18 protein-coding genes are annotated in these 16357 nt (G+C 49.1%); 10 read left to right on the top strand and 8 right to left on the bottom strand.

Annotated elements, in window-relative coordinates; genetic code table 11:
- A partial coding sequence (locus tag BLU57_RS14620) for an integrase core domain-containing protein (protein ID WP_218131685.1) occupies nucleotides 1-531 on the top strand: 531 nt, incomplete at its 5' end.
- A gap of 454 nt (nucleotides 532-985) precedes the next feature.
- On the opposite strand, the gene BLU57_RS14615 is transcribed toward BLU57_RS14620, so the two are convergent.
- The gene (locus BLU57_RS14615; RefSeq protein ID WP_090322469.1) at nucleotides 986-1951 is read right to left on the bottom strand and encodes a class I SAM-dependent methyltransferase; all 966 of its coding nucleotides are present in this window, start codon (nucleotides 1949-1951) and stop codon (nucleotides 986-988) included.
- A gap of 866 nt (nucleotides 1952-2817) precedes the next feature.
- Between BLU57_RS14615 and BLU57_RS14610 the strand changes: the two genes are divergently transcribed.
- The 3 genes from BLU57_RS14610 (at nucleotide 2818) to flhC (ending at nucleotide 5078) form a co-directional block, all read left to right on the top strand.
- Nucleotides 2818-3792 (top strand): hypothetical protein, encoded by a 975-nt coding sequence (locus tag BLU57_RS14610; RefSeq protein ID WP_090322466.1) that lies wholly within the window; start codon nucleotides 2818-2820, stop codon nucleotides 3790-3792.
- Nucleotides 3793-4192: 400 nt separating this feature from the next.
- On the top strand, nucleotides 4193-4510 hold the full coding sequence (gene flhD / locus BLU57_RS14605) for a flagellar transcriptional regulator FlhD (RefSeq protein ID WP_090322474.1): 318 nt from the start codon (nucleotides 4193-4195) through the stop codon (nucleotides 4508-4510).
- A 31-nt stretch (nucleotides 4511-4541) separates the two neighbouring features.
- On the top strand, nucleotides 4542-5078 hold the full coding sequence (flhC, locus tag BLU57_RS14600; protein WP_090322464.1) for a flagellar transcriptional regulator FlhC: 537 nt from the start codon (nucleotides 4542-4544) through the stop codon (nucleotides 5076-5078).
- Nucleotides 5079-5107: 29 nt separating this feature from the next.
- On the opposite strand, the gene BLU57_RS14595 is transcribed toward flhC, so the two are convergent.
- On the bottom strand, nucleotides 5108-6301 hold the full coding sequence (locus BLU57_RS14595; protein WP_090322461.1) for a pyridoxal phosphate-dependent aminotransferase: 1194 nt from the start codon (nucleotides 6299-6301) through the stop codon (nucleotides 5108-5110).
- A gap of 78 nt (nucleotides 6302-6379) precedes the next feature.
- On the opposite strand from BLU57_RS14595, the gene uvrB reads away from it, so the two are divergent.
- On the top strand, nucleotides 6380-8410 hold the full coding sequence (gene uvrB / locus BLU57_RS14590) for an excinuclease ABC subunit UvrB (protein WP_090322459.1): 2031 nt from the start codon (nucleotides 6380-6382) through the stop codon (nucleotides 8408-8410).
- A gap of 4 nt (nucleotides 8411-8414) precedes the next feature.
- Here the strand turns inward: uvrB and BLU57_RS14585 are convergent, their stop codons facing one another.
- From BLU57_RS14585 to BLU57_RS14560, 6 genes are all read right to left on the bottom strand, one after another.
- Complete coding sequence (locus BLU57_RS14585) at nucleotides 8415-8771, bottom strand: hypothetical protein (RefSeq protein WP_090322457.1); 357 nt, start codon at nucleotides 8769-8771, stop codon at nucleotides 8415-8417.
- A gap of 50 nt (nucleotides 8772-8821) precedes the next feature.
- Entirely contained in the window at nucleotides 8822-9646 is an 825-nt protein-coding gene (locus BLU57_RS14580; RefSeq protein ID WP_090322454.1) for a TrmH family RNA methyltransferase, read from the bottom strand.
- 43 nt (nucleotides 9647-9689) lie between these two features.
- Nucleotides 9690-10994 carry a histidinol dehydrogenase gene (gene hisD, locus BLU57_RS14575; protein WP_090322472.1) on the bottom strand — a complete coding sequence of 435 codons (1305 nt, stop codon included), beginning with the start codon at nucleotides 10992-10994 and terminating at the stop codon, nucleotides 9690-9692.
- Nucleotides 10995-11029: 35 nt separating this feature from the next.
- On the bottom strand, nucleotides 11030-11674 hold the full coding sequence (gene hisG / locus BLU57_RS14570) for an ATP phosphoribosyltransferase (protein ID WP_090322452.1): 645 nt from the start codon (nucleotides 11672-11674) through the stop codon (nucleotides 11030-11032).
- 11 nt (nucleotides 11675-11685) lie between these two features.
- Nucleotides 11686-12327 carry a superoxide dismutase gene (locus BLU57_RS14565; protein ID WP_090322470.1) on the bottom strand — a complete coding sequence of 214 codons (642 nt, stop codon included), beginning with the start codon at nucleotides 12325-12327 and terminating at the stop codon, nucleotides 11686-11688.
- Between the two features lie 64 nt (nucleotides 12328-12391).
- The gene (locus BLU57_RS14560; RefSeq protein WP_090322450.1) at nucleotides 12392-12823 is read right to left on the bottom strand and encodes an ExbD/TolR family protein; all 432 of its coding nucleotides are present in this window, start codon (nucleotides 12821-12823) and stop codon (nucleotides 12392-12394) included.
- A gap of 227 nt (nucleotides 12824-13050) precedes the next feature.
- Between BLU57_RS14560 and purE the strand changes: the two genes are divergently transcribed.
- The 5 genes from purE to BLU57_RS16955 form a co-directional block, all read left to right on the top strand.
- Nucleotides 13051-13539, top strand: a complete 489-nt coding sequence (gene purE, locus BLU57_RS14555; protein ID WP_090322447.1) for a 5-(carboxyamino)imidazole ribonucleotide mutase — start codon at nucleotides 13051-13053, stop codon at nucleotides 13537-13539.
- The gene (locus tag BLU57_RS14550) at nucleotides 13539-14672 is read left to right on the top strand and encodes a 5-(carboxyamino)imidazole ribonucleotide synthase (protein ID WP_176776464.1); all 1134 of its coding nucleotides are present in this window, start codon (nucleotides 13539-13541) and stop codon (nucleotides 14670-14672) included. The genes purE and BLU57_RS14550 overlap by 1 nt, the downstream gene beginning before the upstream one ends.
- 10 nt (nucleotides 14673-14682) lie before the next feature.
- The gene (locus tag BLU57_RS14545) at nucleotides 14683-15567 is read left to right on the top strand and encodes a phosphoribosylaminoimidazolesuccinocarboxamide synthase (RefSeq protein WP_090322442.1); all 885 of its coding nucleotides are present in this window, start codon (nucleotides 14683-14685) and stop codon (nucleotides 15565-15567) included.
- 90 nt (nucleotides 15568-15657) lie between these two features.
- Nucleotides 15658-16170, top strand: coding sequence for a hypothetical protein (locus BLU57_RS14540; protein WP_090322439.1), 513 nt, complete (start codon nucleotides 15658-15660; stop codon nucleotides 16168-16170).
- A 32-nt stretch (nucleotides 16171-16202) separates the two neighbouring features.
- A partial coding sequence (locus BLU57_RS16955) for a helix-turn-helix domain-containing protein (protein ID WP_176776394.1) occupies nucleotides 16203-16357 on the top strand: 155 nt, incomplete at its 3' end.

Raw genomic sequence — 16357 nt, 5'->3', positions numbered from 1 at the left:
TCTTACCCGGGCGAGCTCGTTCATTTCGATACCAAGCGGCTTCCCTTCTTGAAAGGGCAATCCGCCAATGAACCTCGCGAGTATCTATTTGTGGCAATCGATGATTTCTCCAGGGAGCTGTATGCCGATATTCTTCCCGATAAAACCCAGCATAGTGCAGCTTGCTTTCTCACAAGCACTGTTGCCCAATGTTCTTACCAGATCGACTATGCTTATTCTGACAACGGCAAAGAATTTAAAGGAACTGACGGCCATGCTTTCATCAAGGCTTGTAGGCAGCACGGTATCGGTCAGAAGTTTACCCGTATCAATCGTCCGCAAACCAACGGTAAAGCTGAGCGGGTTATCCGTACCCTGATGGACATGTGGCACAGCAAGATTCACTTTAAAGACTGCGCCGATCGGCACATTCAGCTTCTCCGTTTCATTAATTTCTACAATACCGTTAAGCCTCATAAGAATTTGAATAATGCCACTCCTTATGAAATACTCACCGCTTATTTCAATCAACCTCTCTGTAAACAACCCTAAGGTTTCTTACACCTTACTTCTCTCTTTTGTTTTGATTGGGCCGACAGTATAAGGGCCTAAATGTTAATTCTTTGTTAATAATTCCGGGTATTGAAGACGGTTTGGCGAGAGGAAATTAGCGAAGATTAAAATGAAATCCGGGTTTTCAGGAGCGGATAAAACGGTTGTTCCGGAACTCCATTGAGCCGTGCAAAGCCAGATCTGGAAAGGCTTAGAAAATATTTGATACCTTTAAAGTGATTATAGGAATCGGCTCGTTTGTATAGAGCTAAGAATGTGAATTTTTTGCTAAGAATCCGGTGTGTTGAAGGGGGTTTTGCGGGAGAAATTAGTGAAGACTAGAATGAAATCTGGTTTCTTAGAGACGGACAAAACAGCTGTTCTGGTACATCATTGAGCCTTGCCAAGCGAGACCTGGCAAGGCTCTGGAAAAATTTGATAACGTTAGAAGTGATTACCGGATACTGGCATTTTCAGCCGGCCGGGGTCTAAATTCCGCAGAGCGATTCATTGCTTCCATAGCAAATTCCAACACTGGGGTTTGCTTGCTTATCAGGCGTACTTGCAGTGAATCCGTCAGGGCATTCAAGGGGGCGCCACCTTGGTAACTGAAGCGGATGGAAACTTGATCGCCTCTGGAAACTTTGATGGGCTCGGCTAACGGAAAAACGATGTATTGCGTGTGCCAATCGATGGTGCTGCACGTTGACATATTGATGGCCAGTAAATTTTTGGTGATGAGCCGCAGAGCATTAAGTTGACCGTCTTCGGTGATCAGAATTTCGCCATCCCATTGGCAAGTTTGACTGTATGGTTCGGCATAGGCCAGCAATTGGAATACTTCGGGATCTCCCAGGCTCGTGCTGCGTTCCTGAGTGGCGTACGGATTCTGGAATTGAATGGTTGGCGCGTAGAAGCCTGCAAAATGAAAATCGTGTTGTATGGGCTGGATCGCCTGAATGCTCGCTTCTGGAATAAAGGCAGGTAATGGTCCACCGAATTTCTTCAAGTAGCGTTGTTTGAACGAATCGATCACCGGCATTTGTTTTTCGCGGAGCAGACCGGTATGCAGCATTTCGCAGATCACCACATCGATCGGTTCTGGCGGCAGGTAATGCATGGCATCGGCTTGAATCACTTCGACTTTGTCTCCGTTGCTGTTTTGCGCCAGCAGATTGCGCGCGGCGCTAATCAGTTCCGGGTTACGCTCAACACAATAAACTTTCTGTGCTTTTTGTGCGGCAAAGAACGATTGCACGCCGGTACCGCCCCCCAGCTCAAGCACTTTGGCGCCCGGCTTGACGGCTAGGTCAATCGCGTCTTTAAACCCTTGCATGCGGGCAGTGTCGTTCAGCATATTGTGATGATAGTGCAGAGGAATGAATTGGCCGAGTTCCAAGCTCTCAAATTTATTTTGCATAGGAATTCCTGATCGATAAGTGCTGCGGTTAATGATGTAAACATTGCTGTACATGCTAAGAGCAACGATCATGCCAGTCTGTGACAAGACAGATGTAGACCGTGTTTGGGCTTTTTTACTCGATTTTTTATAGCGGATAGAAAGCAAGACCGGCAAAAATTGCCGCGCTAGCGGAAAATAATAGCTCAGGGTTCAAAACGTTCGATGATAACTTTGGCACACAAAAAATCTAGCGCGCTTTCGAAAAGGAAAATAATTTCTGTTGTTAACGTCTATTTCAGTAGTTAGTATATTTTGGTAAGAACCTAACTCCATGAGATATTTGCAATTCTACTTTATCAAGGGAGCGCTTTAACTTGATAAGTATCAAATATCTATTGGCTGATTTTATTTAGCATTGGATACGGTTTTCAGAATTCTAATTTTATTCGCGGGGTTTCAGTGTCCAGCTTAAGTTTTTTATTTACATCCGGTCGATTTGCTAATAGCCATGCGTTTCTTCTCTACAAATTTCTGTGCGTTATCCTATTTGGTTCAGTAGCGATGAACGTGCAGTCCGGATGCCTGCCGGTCAGCAACTGGTCAAACCACGATGCCACTGCGCTAGGGGGAGATCCATTAGGATTTATGACTGTTGATAACATGCCGCGTTTGCAACTGCTGAATGGATTAAATACCAGTGTCCCGGTTACTTGGTTCGGTTCACCGGCGATTCACCCCGATAGCCATTGGTCAGTGCGAGTGAATATCGCGTCTTATCCGAACGATGCCGATGCTGTTACCGATTTTAATGATCCAGTTCGATTGAATTCTTTTTCAGAAACTCCGGCAGCGCGTTTTTTGCTTAGAGAGAAACCGATCGTTGGATGTTTGGCACCTTCAGGACCAGCGCGCAAACAGCACTCTTCAATTTTAAAGGTTATGCGCTGTATGAAGGAAATATCATTGAAATTACCGGGGGAACCGCACCCGGCGATGAAACCGGAAGAGATGCAGCGATCGAAATTTTTCTGGACTTGAGTGCAAAAGCGAAAACCTTGGTTAACAGTAAATGCGGCATTGCAGGTGATAATAAATCGCCAACCATTCAATTGTTCACTGAAAAAAGCCCGCCCTTTGTCAGCGGCGCGGTCGACAATTCCGTTGTCACCTGGAGTGTCGTGTTTGAAGACTTGGATGGTATTGCAGATATCGATTTTGCGACGCTAAAAATCGAGAAAAAATTAATCGAGCAAGACTATGAAGATGTATCGGGGGTGTTTATGGTCAAATTCCTGGAGTTGCTGAACAACGGCAACGTCACTATGGAAAGGACGGATACTCGCTTAACCGTCACTTTTAACACCAGCTATCAGCAATTGCGCGAGCTGATTTTTGAAGCTGATGGACCACCTTATCCTTACGCGTATGCCTACGATATGCGGTTTACGGTCAGTGACACGAAAGGAAATTCAGGTGTGGCTATGGTACCGTTCTGGCTTGGCCGATCTCCCAATATTTGGTTTTCCCTAAAGGGCGATTCCCCATTAAGTACGGAAGATAAGTACATTCTAGAAATTTATGACTGGGACAAAAAAGCCGATCTCCGCTGGGAGACGTTCGCGATGACTTTGGATGGAATCGACTTTACCGGCTTGTTTTTAGATCGGGTAACGAAATACATGACGCTTTCAATCATAAAGCTGGAACCCACAGAGCTTGGACTTAACGTTATTTTTGATTTTGATTCTAAGGAATTACTCTGCGAATTCTTTTTCGATGCGTCCGGTAACGTGGGCTTTCATATCACCGATTACCACGGCTATACCGATAGTTTCGAGTATCCGCTGAGTTGTAAGTAAGAAAACGAATACCTGCCACATGCGTTACGAACACAGCATCGATTAGCGTTTTCTTCTTTTACGAATTTAGAACATTTTTCCATCGATATTCTTAAGATAGGCGGTTCTATACCGCATGATAGTATTGCCGATCCTACAGATCCGGAGATTATTGCCGAAGCTATAGCCTTGGTTGAGAGTCTCAAGTCCCTTGGCGGATACCGGCACCCGGCGCTAAGCCTCCAAATTCAATTCTATGTATGGTTTCTCCTGTAGGTAAAATTCCTACATCCTGATGAGAAGATTACCTAACCTCGTTTAAGCTCATCTTCCATTTACTTCCACTGCTCCATAATTGAAAATCTCACCTGTGCGTTACGGTGTTTTAATTCAAATATTTTTAATTAAAAAGGGTGATGAAATGGAAACCAATCAACTGCTAGACGAAATCAGAGATATCAATTTAAGTTATTTGCTGCTGGCCAAACAGATGTTGCGGGATGACAGAGTAGCCGCCATGTATCGCTTGGGAATTAATCAGGATATTGCTGATATACTGGAAAGACTGAGTTCAGCACAGCTGATTAAAATGGCGGCTTCCAATATGTTACTGTGCCGTTTCCGCTTTGACGATCGATTGATTGCCGATATGCTGTCCAACGATACCCGTGACCAATCGGTTACCAAATTCCATGCCGCGATCCTAATGGCAGGAAAACCTGCAGAAGCGATTGTATAGCGTTCAATAGACGAAATCAGGGAGTAATATCATGCGCAATCGAAGCATTATCACCGAAGCCAAGCAAATTCAGCTGGCGACAGAATTAATTGAATTGGGTGCCCGGCTACAGGTTCTGGAAATGAATACCGATCTGAGCCGTGAAAGACTGGTTAAACTGTATAAGGAAATTAGAGGGGTATCGCCACCCAAAGGGATGCTGCCGTATTCGGAGGATTGGTTCATGAGCTGGCAGCCGAATATGCATTCCTCGCTGTTTATCAACATCTATCATTATGTGACGAAAAATACCGGGATCGATGGTATCGATGCGCTGATTAAGAGCTACCGGCTCTATAACGAGCACATCAAGGTCCATCAACTTGAGAAAGTATTAAGCTTGACCCGTGCATGGACCCTGGTGCGTTTTGTGGAAAGTGGCGTATTGTGTATAGCGCCTTGTGTGAATTGTCACGGCAGTTTTGTCGTGCACTCACTGGAGATTCATTCCAATCATGTGTGCGGTTTATGTAATATTCCTTCGCGTGCTGGGAAAACGAAAAAAGCAGCGCTTGCTAATTTGCACTAGAAAAACATAAATTTGCCAAGTCAATCCAATTATTTCAGCAGGTTCTTGATGCGACTAAGCGCTTGCTTTAGATTATCCATTGATGTGGCGAAAGACAGGCGCATATAGCCGTCACATCCGAAAGCGGAACCGGGAACTACGGCAACCCCCGATTTTTCCAGCAGATATTCGCTAAACGCGATATCGTTTTGAGCGCCAATCAAGTTTTTCTTGTAGAGATCGTCGATCGATTGGCGGGCATCCGCAAAAGCATAAAAAGCGCCATCGGAAGATAAGCAACGCACCCCGTTGATTTGATTCAGTTGTTCGGTAACAAAAATATTGCGTTCCTTGAACGCCGCGATCATCGGATTCATACAGGACTGATCACCATTCAATGCCGCTTCAGCCGCTGCTTGCGAGATGGAGCTTGGGTTGGACGTGCTTTGCGATTGAATATTCTCCATTGCGGTAATAATGTGTGCAGGTCCGCCGCAATAGCCAATACGCCATCCAGTCATTGAATACGCTTTGGAAACACCATTTAGAACCACGGTCTGAGCAAATAAATCCGGGCAGGCGTTGACGATGTTAGTAAATTTCTGACCCGACAACAGAATATGCTCGTACATATCGTCCGTAGCGATCAAGATCTGCGGATGCTTACGTAACACTTCCCCCAATGCTTTCAGTTCATCCAGCGTGTAAACCGCTCCGGACGGATTACTCGGACTATTGATGACAAACATTTTGGTTTTCGGGGTAATCGCAGCTTCCAATTGCGCCGCAGAAATTTTGAAATTCTGCTCGATGCCGGTATTGATAAAAACCGGTTTGCCTTCCGCGATTAACACAATGTCGGGATAAGAAACCCAATACGGTGCCGGAATGATGACTTCGTCGCCGGGATTGATCACCGACAATGCCAAGTTGAAAAAGCTCTGTTTGCCGCCGCAGGAAACCAGAATTTGTTTGGCATCGAAGACAAAACTATTTTCCCGTTTGAACTTCGCCACAACGGCATTTTTCAGACCGGGTGTACCGCCAACCGCCGTGTATTTGGTTTGGCCTTTATTGATCGCGGCAATAGCGGCATCCTTGATGTGCTGAGGGGTATCAAAATCGGGTTCGCCCGCTCCCAATCCAATGATGTCCTTACCTTCGGCTTTGAGTTTCGCAGCCCGGGCGGTGACGGCAAGAGTAGGAGATGGCTTAATGGTTTGAACGCGGTTAGAGAGTTCCACAAAAATCCTCGCACTAAAATAGATAGACCGGCATGTTAAAATGACACAAAGAAACAATTCAATGATGGAATTATACCTGTGATCGCAACCTTCCCCAATAGTCCGTACAAATTACATCAAGCGTTTGCTCCCGCGGGCGATCAACCGGTTGCAATTGCGCAATTGGTTGAAGGCATAAACGACGGCTTGGCGTATCAAACGTTATTGGGTGTTACCGGATCGGGTAAAACGTATACGATTGCGAATATGATCGCGCGTTTGGGCCGTCCGGCCATCGTGATCGCGCCGAATAAAACGCTGGCGGCGCAGCTGTATGCGGAAATGCGCGAATTTTTCCCGGAAAATGCCATCGAGTATTTCGTCTCGTACTACGATTATTACCAGCCGGAGGCGTATGTTCCGGCGCGTGATCTATTTATCGAAAAAGATTCCAGTATCAACGAGCATATCGAGCAAATGCGTTTGTCCGCGACCAAATCCATGCTGGAACGCGATGACGCCATCATCGTGGCGACGGTGTCGTGTATTTACGGTATCGGTGACCCGGTGGATTACCACGGCATGATTCTGCATTTGCGCAGCGGCGAGAAAATTTCGCAGCGAGACATTATCAAGCGCCTGACCGAGATGCAATACGATCGCAACGAGCTGGAGTTCAAACGCGGTGTCTTTCGCGTGCGTGGCGATGTGGTCGATGTCTTCCCGGCGGAAAGCTCGGAGGCGGCTCTGCGCGTGTCGCTGTTCGACGACGAAGTGGACAGCATGTCGCTGTTTGATCCGCTCACCGGCCGTATGCTGCAAAAACTGTCGCGTTTCACTGTCTATCCTTCCAGTCACTATGTCACGCCGCGCAGCACCACGTTGCGCGCGATGGAAACCATCAAAACCGAACTGCGCGAGCGGCTGGAATATTACCATGCGGAGAACCGGCTGGTCGAAGCGCAGCGCCTGGAGCAGCGCACGCGCTTCGATCTGGAAATGCTCAACGAATTGGGTTTCTGCAAAGGTATTGAAAATTATTCCCGTCATCTGTCCGGCAAAAACCCCGGCGAACCGCCACCCACGTTGCTCGATTATTTGCCGCCCGATGCACTGATGATCATCGATGAAAGTCATGTCACGGTGCCGCAGATCGGCGGGATGTACAAAGGAGACCGTTCACGCAAGGAAAATCTGGTGAATTATGGCTTCCGCCTGCCGTCCGCATTGGATAATCGTCCGCTACAATTCGAGGAATTCGAGAAACGGATGCGGCAAACCGTGTTTGTATCTGCTACGCCCGCCGATTATGAGAAACAGCATAGCGGTAAGGTGGTGGAACAGGTGGTGCGTCCGACCGGCCTGGTGGATCCGGTCATTGAAGTGCGCCCGGTCGCCACGCAGGTGGACGATTTAATGTCGGAAGTCCATTTGCGTACCGCCAAGAACGAGCGCGTATTGGTCACCACGCTGACCAAACGCATGGCGGAGGATTTGACCGATTATTTTTCCGATCACCAAATTAAGGTGCGTTATCTGCATTCCGACATCGACACCGTCGAGCGCGTCGAAATTATCCGCGATTTGCGCCTGGGACAATTCGATGTGCTGGTTGGGATCAACCTGTTGCGCGAAGGATTGGATATTCCCGAAGTGTCGCTGGTAGCGATCTTGGATGCCGACAAGGAAGGTTTTCTTCGTTCGGAACGGTCATTGATTCAGACCATCGGCCGGGCGGCGCGTCATATCAATGGTACGGCGATTCTCTATGCGGACAGGATCACCCGCTCGATGCGCGTTGCCATTGATGAGACCAACCGGCGGCGCCAGAAGCAGGTGCAGCATAATCTGCAAAATGGCATCACGCCGCGATCGGTGCATAAACGGATTAAAGACCTGATTGACGGCGTCTATAACCATGAATCCGCGCAACAGAATCTCAAGGCCGCGCAAGTACAGGCGCGCTATGACGCCATGAACGAAACGCAACTGGCCAAAGAGATTCAGCGGGTTGAAAAGAAAATGCTGAGTGCCGCCAAGAATTTGGAATTCGAGCAAGCGGCACAATACAGGGATGAACTGAAAAGTCTTAAAAACAAACTGCTGATTGGTTTTACTGGCGTAGTATAAGCAATTATTTCTTCACTTCGGTGGAAGAAACGAAAACGAGCGTTCCGAAAGTGCGGTTCAGTGTTTTGCTGGTGAAGTTGGTCATGACCATATCTTGAACGAAACGAATGCGATCGCCCTTGTTCACTTTAGTCGTCGGTGCGGCGATCCAGAAGCGGTTGCCGCCATTTTCCAATTCCATGTAGGTATAGCCGGTAGTATCGATGATATCGACAACGGTTCCTTCGTTGTTCGCCATTTTTACGCTGGATGCATGCGGTGACTGGGAATCCTGCGGTTCATGGTGAATGGCCATGACTTGGGCGGAACTGAATAACAAACATCCCATCAAGGCGATGAGAGATAAAGAAGAAAATTTCATAGATGCTCCAAAGTGACTGTTTTGATGGGTGCGGTATCATACACCGCCTGTTATTTTGTTCCAATAGTGGTTGCCGCCGCGTATGCTCTGTCCTGGCGGACTTTTTCAAAAAAACAAATGGCCGCCGCGGCTGCCGCATTCAATGATTCGGTTTTGCCGGGCATGGGAATCACGATGTTTTCGTCTGCTGCCTGGATCATTTCCTTGGATAATCCGGCGCCTTCGTTACCGAATACAAAAGCGGTGGGGCCGACCAGAGAGATTTCAAAAAGATTCCGGTTGGCTTGTATCGATGTGGCAACGACCGTTCCGGAAAATTGCTGTGCGACCTTTTGCAAATCACTGTCTTCATGGATGTGCAAAAAGAAGTGTGCCCCCATCGCCGCTCTGAGCGTTTTGGGCGACCAGGCATCGGCACATTGCTTGGACAAATAAACATCCTTGACGCTGGCGGCAGCTGCGGAACGCAGAATCGAGCCCAGATTGCCGGGATCCTGGATGGTTTCTAACAGAACGCTGAACATCTCCTTCCCGTTGCTGACATCTTTTTTCAACCCGGGAAGCGCAATCAGCGCGAGGATGCCGGATGGCGTTTTGACCGGAGATATCTCGCGAAATAAGAGATTGCTGACAACCGTCAGTTTGGGAGGGGTATGGCCGAAGAGAATGGTGAGAAAGTGCTCATTCTCGATATCGTCAATATACGCTTGGCTGACGATCAGATTTTCCGGAGCGCCCAGCACGGAGCAATAGATCTGAATCAGATGAATGCCGTCGAGCAGCGTTAAGCCAGTTTTTTTACGATATTGCGACGACTCTTCCAGTCTGATCAGTTGTTTGATGAGCGGGTGGTCGCGCGAAGTGATGACTGGCATGAGGTGCAAATCCGCTATGAGAGTCGGTTCACGCTATGCGTCATTACCGGTGTTTAATATAGCGATATTCCGCCGATTTTGCGTGTGCTTGTAACCCCTCACCGTTGGCCAGTATCGATGCAATTTTCCCGAGCTTTTCGGCGCCTTGCTGCGATACCTGAATCAGACTACTGCGTTTTTGAAAATCGTAAACACCGAGTGGCGACGAGAAGCGCGCAGTGCGTGAGGTCGGCAGCACGTGATTGGGGCCGGCGCAATAATCGCCCAACGCTTCGCAAGCATTACGGCCAAGAAAAATAGCCCCGGCATGGCGGATTTTATCGGCCCATTTCTCCGGTTGCTCAACCGATAATTCCAAGTGTTCCGGTGCGATTTTGTTAGCGATCGCACAAGCTTCGTCCAGATCTTGCACCTGAATCAACGCGCCGCGATTTTCCAGTGAGGCGCGAATGACACTGTGGCGTGGCATTGCCGCCAATTGGCGGTCGATGCTTTGTGCGACTTGATTCAGAAATTCCGCATCCGGCGACAACAAGATCGACTGCGCCAGCTCGTCGTGTTCCGCCTGGGAAAATAAATCCATCGCAATCCAGTCGGGATCGGTTTTGCCGTCGCAAATGACCAGGATTTCAGAAGGTCCCGCCACCATATCGATACCGACGATACCGAACACCCGGCGTTTGGCCGCTGCAACGTACGCATTGCCGGGGCCGACGATTTTGTCGACCGGTGGCACGGTTTCGGTGCCGTATGCTAATGCGCCAATCGCCTGCGCGCCGCCGATGGTGAAAACGCGATCCACTTTGCTAATGGCCGCGGCTGCCAGCACCATATTATTGCGTTCGCCATCCGGGGTAGGGACAACCATAATCAATTCTTGCACGCCAGCGACTTTGGCCGGAATCGCGTTCATCAATACCGACGAGGGATACGAAGCTTTGCCGCCTGGCACGTAAAGACCTACACGATCCAACGCGGTCACTTTTTGCCCCAATAATGTGCCATCGGCATCGGTGTATTGCCAGGAACTGAGCGGTTGTTTCTCATGATAACTGCGCACCCGTTCCGCCGCTTGCTGTAATGCGGTCCGTTCAGCATCCGGCAATGTTGCTAACGAATGCTGCAATTGATCCTGCGTCAGCTCGAGGTCTTTGGCGGATTGAATGGCCAACCGGTCGAAGCGATTGGTGTATTCGATCAGCGCGGCATCCTTGCGGCTGCGGATATCGGCGAGGATGCTGGCAACTGTGACATCGACGGCATCATCCTGCGCATTTTCAAAAGCCAGGAGCTTGTCGAGACAGGAATCGAAATCGGAATCGGTGGATTTGAATCGTTTTATTTGAATCATGGTATGAATGGGTTTCAGATGCGCACGGCTATCTACTTTTTCACCGCAGCGGAAAATGCATCCAGCACCGGCTGAATGGCATCCTGTTTCAGTTTCAGTGCAGCCTGGTTGACGATCAACCGGGACGAAATCTGCATAATCTCTTCGACCGCGACAAGATTATTGGCTTTTAGAGTGTTACCGCTGGACACGAGATCGACGATGGCATCGGCCAACCCGACTAATGGCGCCAGTTCCATCGAACCATACAACTTGATCAGGTCGACATGCACACCTTTTGTGGCAAAGTGCTCGCGCGCGGTTTGCACATATTTGGTGGCAATGCGTAACCGTGCGCCTTGACGCACGGCGGAGTCGTAATCGAAACCATTGGGAACAGCCACCATCATGCGGCAGCGCGCGATATTCAGATCCAGCGGTTGATACAACCCGGCGCCGCCATGCTCCTGCAGCACATCTTTCCCGGCAATGCCCAGATCGGCCGCGCCGTATTGCACATAAGTTGGCACATCCGAGGCGCGCACGATAATCAGGCGGACATTGGCCCGATTGGTGGATAGAATCAATTTGCGTGACGATTCGGGATCGTCCAGCGCAACGATACCCGCCGCTTTGAGCAGCGGCGCCGTGTCTTCAAAAATTCGCCCTTTTGACAGGGCGATCGTGATATCAGTCATAAAATCCGGAATTATCCGAGGTTAGCTTCCGCGAAGTCCCAATTGATCAGTTTATCCAAGATGGTATTCACATAATCGGCGCGGCGGTTTTGATAATCCAGATAGTAAGCGTGTTCCCATACGTCGATGGTCAGCAGGGGGCGGATATTTTTGGTGATCGGTGTTTCCGCGTTGCCGGTTTTAACGATCGCGATTTTACCGCCGTCCACAACCAGCCATGCCCAGCCGCTACCGAACTGTGTCAACGCCGCTTGTGCGAATTCTTTTTTGCACGCTTCCAGACTGCCGAATGATGCTTCGATTTTTTGTTTCAGTGCTGCGGAAGGTTCGCCGCCGCCATTCGGTTTCAGGCTATGCCAATAGAACATATGGTTCCACACCTGCGCGGCGTTATTGAAAATCGCGGCTTTATCCGCTTGCCCGGCGGATGCGCGGATAATATCTTCAAGTGATTTACCGGCCAGATCGCTATTCGCCAGCAGATTGTTCAAGTTATCGACATAGGTTTTGTGGTGCTTGCCATAGTGAAAACTCAGCGTGTTGGCGCTAATGACCGGATCCAGCGCAGTGTTTGCGTAGGGCAGGGGCGCCAGAATATATTGTGTACCGGCTTGAGCAGCTTGAGAAAAATTATCGACATTGATAGTGGACATATGGGTCTCCTTAGTGAGTTTTTTGTAGTAATTTTTTAGCAAATCAAACATTTGATCACTTCCCTTATGGGATATTGTTGGTTTCCGTGGTGAATGTGATTTTATTGTAGCCTGCCAAGCGCGCCGCTTCCATTACCGTAATCACCGATTGGTGCGTCGCTTTCGCATCCGCGTTGATGATGATAAACGGGTCTGGCTGATTTTTGGCTGCAGTCATTAAGGCATCGCGCAGGCTCTCGATACTGGCGGATTTAACCGCTACCCGATTAATGGTGTAATCACCCAGCGCGCTTACCGTGATATCGATGTTGTTCGGTTTCTCGATATTTTTATCGACTTGTTCTGCACTGGTTTCCGGCAAACTGATTTCAAGCTCGGCAAATTTTGAATAGGTCGTCGTCACCACTAAAAAAATCAAAATCACCAATAACACATCGATCATCGGTATCAGATTGATTTCCGGATCGTTATTTTGTTTTCCGCGTTGAAAATTCATGCAAATGCCGGTTGTATTGATAACTGGTAAAGTTTTAAACGCAAATCAATGAAAAGCTCGCTATTAAATCAGGTGAGTATAATACCAGTTGTGTTTTTTGTTGCAGTGATCGAAATAAATTACACGATTATTGCACAGACTTATAAAATAGCCAGCCCTGCTTTCAGGGTGTGATAGTACAACATTCTCTTGAATATTTATTTTTAATTTTTGCCAGTTACCGTGAAATGATTAAACCGTTAATCAGTGTAGTGATGGGAAGTAAAAGCGACTGGGATGTGATGCAGCATGCGGTGGCTATTCTGGATGAATTTCATATCGCCTATGAGGCCAAGGTGGTTTCGGCGCATCGCACACCGGATTTACTGTTTCAGTTTGCCGGAGAAGCCAAAGCGCGCGGCATTCAATGCATCATCGCCGGTGCGGGTGGTGCGGCGCATCTACCCGGCATGATCGCGGCAAAAACCACGTTGCCGGTGTTGGGTGTGCCGGTCAATTCCAAGCATTTACAAGGGCTGGATTCATTGCTATCGATCGTGCAAATGCCGAAAGGCATTCCCGTTGCCACGTTTGCCATCGGCCAAGCCGGGGCGGCGAATGCGGGGCTGTTTGCAGTGGCCCTATTGGCGGTGAATAACAGTGAGCTGAGTGCACAGTTGGATGAGTATCGGCGCAAACAAACCGAATCCGTACTTAACGCCGAGTTACCGGAATAATGGCGATCATGCCTGGCGCGATGCTCGGTGTGCTGGGAGGCGGACAGCTCGGGCGCATGTTCGTGCAAGCCGCGCAGCAAATGGGCTACCCAGTCACGGTGCTGGATCCGGATAGCGGCAGTCCAGCCGGGCGAGTTGCGGACGATTTCATCTGCGCCGGTTATGCCGACCCATCAGCGCTGGAGAAGCTCGGTAGCCAATGCGCGGCGATAACGACCGAATTTGAAAATATCCCTGCGAATTCGCTTCGAAGTCTAGCCAAATCGTGTGCTGTCAGCCCGGATGCCTATAGTGTTTCGGTCGCACAAAACAGGATTGCGGAAAAACAATTTCTGAGTATCAATGGTCTTACCGTGGCGCCGTTTGCCGTCATCCAGCAGACGGATGACTTTGCCGACCAGGATGCCGCTGACTTGCTTCCCGGCATTCTGAAAGTCAGTCAATTTGGTTACGACGGCAAAGGTCAGGTCAAGGTGGCCAGCGCGGCGGAATTTCCAGCGGCGTACGCGCAATTGAATCATGCCGTGTGTGTGCTGGAAAAATTCATGCCACTGAAATGTGAAATCTCGGTCGTGGTCGCGCGTGGCAGCGACGGCAAGGTGGCAACGTTTCCAGTGGCTGAGAATCAGCATGTCAACGGCATCCTCGATGTCAGCATCGTGCCCGCCCGGATTGCTCCGCTGCTGGCCGGAAAAGCGCAGGAAATCGCCTGTCAGATTGCGAAGAATCTCAATTATCAGGGGGTGTTGTGCGTCGAGTTTTTCGTGCTGCAAGACGACGAGCTGGTGATTAACGAAATCGCGCCGCGTCCGCACAACAGCGGGCATTATTCGATCGATGCTTGCGTCACATCCCAATTCGAGCAGCAAGTGCGCACATTGTGCGGTTTATCGCTCGGTTCGACTGCGCAACTCAGTCCCGCCGTGATGATCAACCTGCTCGGCGATGTCTGGCGCAACGGCGATCCCGACTGGAATATCGTGCTGCAACACCCCTCGGCCAAATTGCATCTGTACGGCAAAGCCGAAGCACGTCCCGGCCGCAAGATGGGGCATTTCACCGTATTGAGCAACGATATTGAGACCGCACTGAGCGAAGCGCTGCATATCAAACAACAACTCGACCAAAGTTAAAGCGAACACCATGACCGAAACTGCATTGTTTGAAACCACCATCAAAAGCCTGCCATTTTTGCATCGCGGCAAAGTCCGCGATATTTACGCCGTCGGTGACGACAAACTACTGATCGTGCAAACCGATCGTTTGTCGGCATTTGACGTGATCCTGTCGGCCGCCGTACCCGGCAAAGGCAAAATCCTCACCGCGTTGTCGCAATTCTGGTTCGACAAACTCGCGCACATCCTGCCGAACCACTTGACCGGCATCGCGCCGGAATCGGTCGTGACCTCTGAGGAACGCGATCAAGTGGCCGGGCGCGCATTCGTGATCCGCCGCCTGAAACCGCTGCCGATCGAAGCCATTGTGCGCGGTTACGTGGTCGGTTCCGGTTGGAAGGATTACCAGCAAACCGGCGCAATCTGCGGCATTCCATTGCTTCCGGGTTTGAAACTCGCCGACAAACTGCCGGGCGGCGCGATCTTCACCCCATCGACCAAAGCCGCCGCCGGTGCGCACGATGAAAACATTGCCGTCGCCGAAGTAGAAAGACTACTCGGCCGGGAATTGACCACCAAAGTCAGCACCAAAGCCATCCAGCTTTATTCCGAAGCCGCTGAGTATGCATTAGCGCGCGGCATCATCATCGCCGACACCAAATTCGAATTCGGTCTGGATGATGCTGGTGAACTGTACCTGATCGACGAAGTGCTTACTCCCGATTCATCCCGCTTCTGGCCCGCCAACCAATATCAACCCGGCCAAAACCCACCGAGCTTCGACAAACAATTCGTACGCGATTGGCTGGAAACGCAGGATTGGAATAAAAAAGCGCCTGCACCGGAATTGCCGGAGAAAATTTTGCAAAAGACAGTGGAGAAGTATCGGGAGGCATTGAGGCTGTTGGTGTAATTACAGATTCTACAAAAAAGATGTTATTTTTTGATGCACTATGTTGATCATTTCTGAAGACTAATTGTAGTTAGTGTATAGGAGGTTATTTTGGAATCGAATGAGATTTTAGCTGCGATATTGAACTCTGCCGTTATTGCCTCCATGATTACCGCTTTGTTTTCAAAGGCGCAGTCGGACAAAAGTGCGAAGATTGACAACATTATCAAGGAGCGTAAGGCGTGGCGCGATAAGCTGCGGGAGCTGGTGGCAGAAGTAGAGACATACACTCAGGAACAGAATTTGAAAGGAATAGCATCCGCTGAGGCACGCTTGGTTGTTCTTTTGAATCCAGTAGATAGAGATGATCTTGCAATTATCAAAGCTCTTAACAAGATACCAGCGGGGTGGGATAAGGAATGCCTTCAAGAGTTTATGGATCGTGTTTCATACCTACTCAAACATGACTGGGAAAGGGCAAAACAAGAAACTACTACACGCATTAGTCCCCAAACTCTGGCGCTAGCAAGTTTTTTCTTGTTTTTAGTAATAATAACTAGTGAACGAACTCTGTTAGAGTGGAATGATGTACACGATTTAAATCTAAAGTGTAAGAATTCCTAGCGTTGTTTACAGTATTCAGGAGAATACTGTAGATGAACATACACAAACGCACTCGCTTAACATTATTGGATCGTCAGGAAATCTGGCGGCTATATCAAACCCGGTTGTGGAAGGTAGTTCAGCTGGCAGAACACTTCCACGTCAGCCGCCCAACGATTTATGACGTACTGAAACGAGCCAGGCTACA

Source organism: Nitrosomonas oligotropha (assembly GCF_900106555.1).
Classification (GTDB): domain Bacteria; phylum Pseudomonadota; class Gammaproteobacteria; order Burkholderiales; family Nitrosomonadaceae; genus Nitrosomonas; species Nitrosomonas oligotropha_A.
The sequence above is the reverse complement of the archived record's forward strand: the minus strand, read 5'-3'. Positions and strand labels throughout refer to the sequence as shown.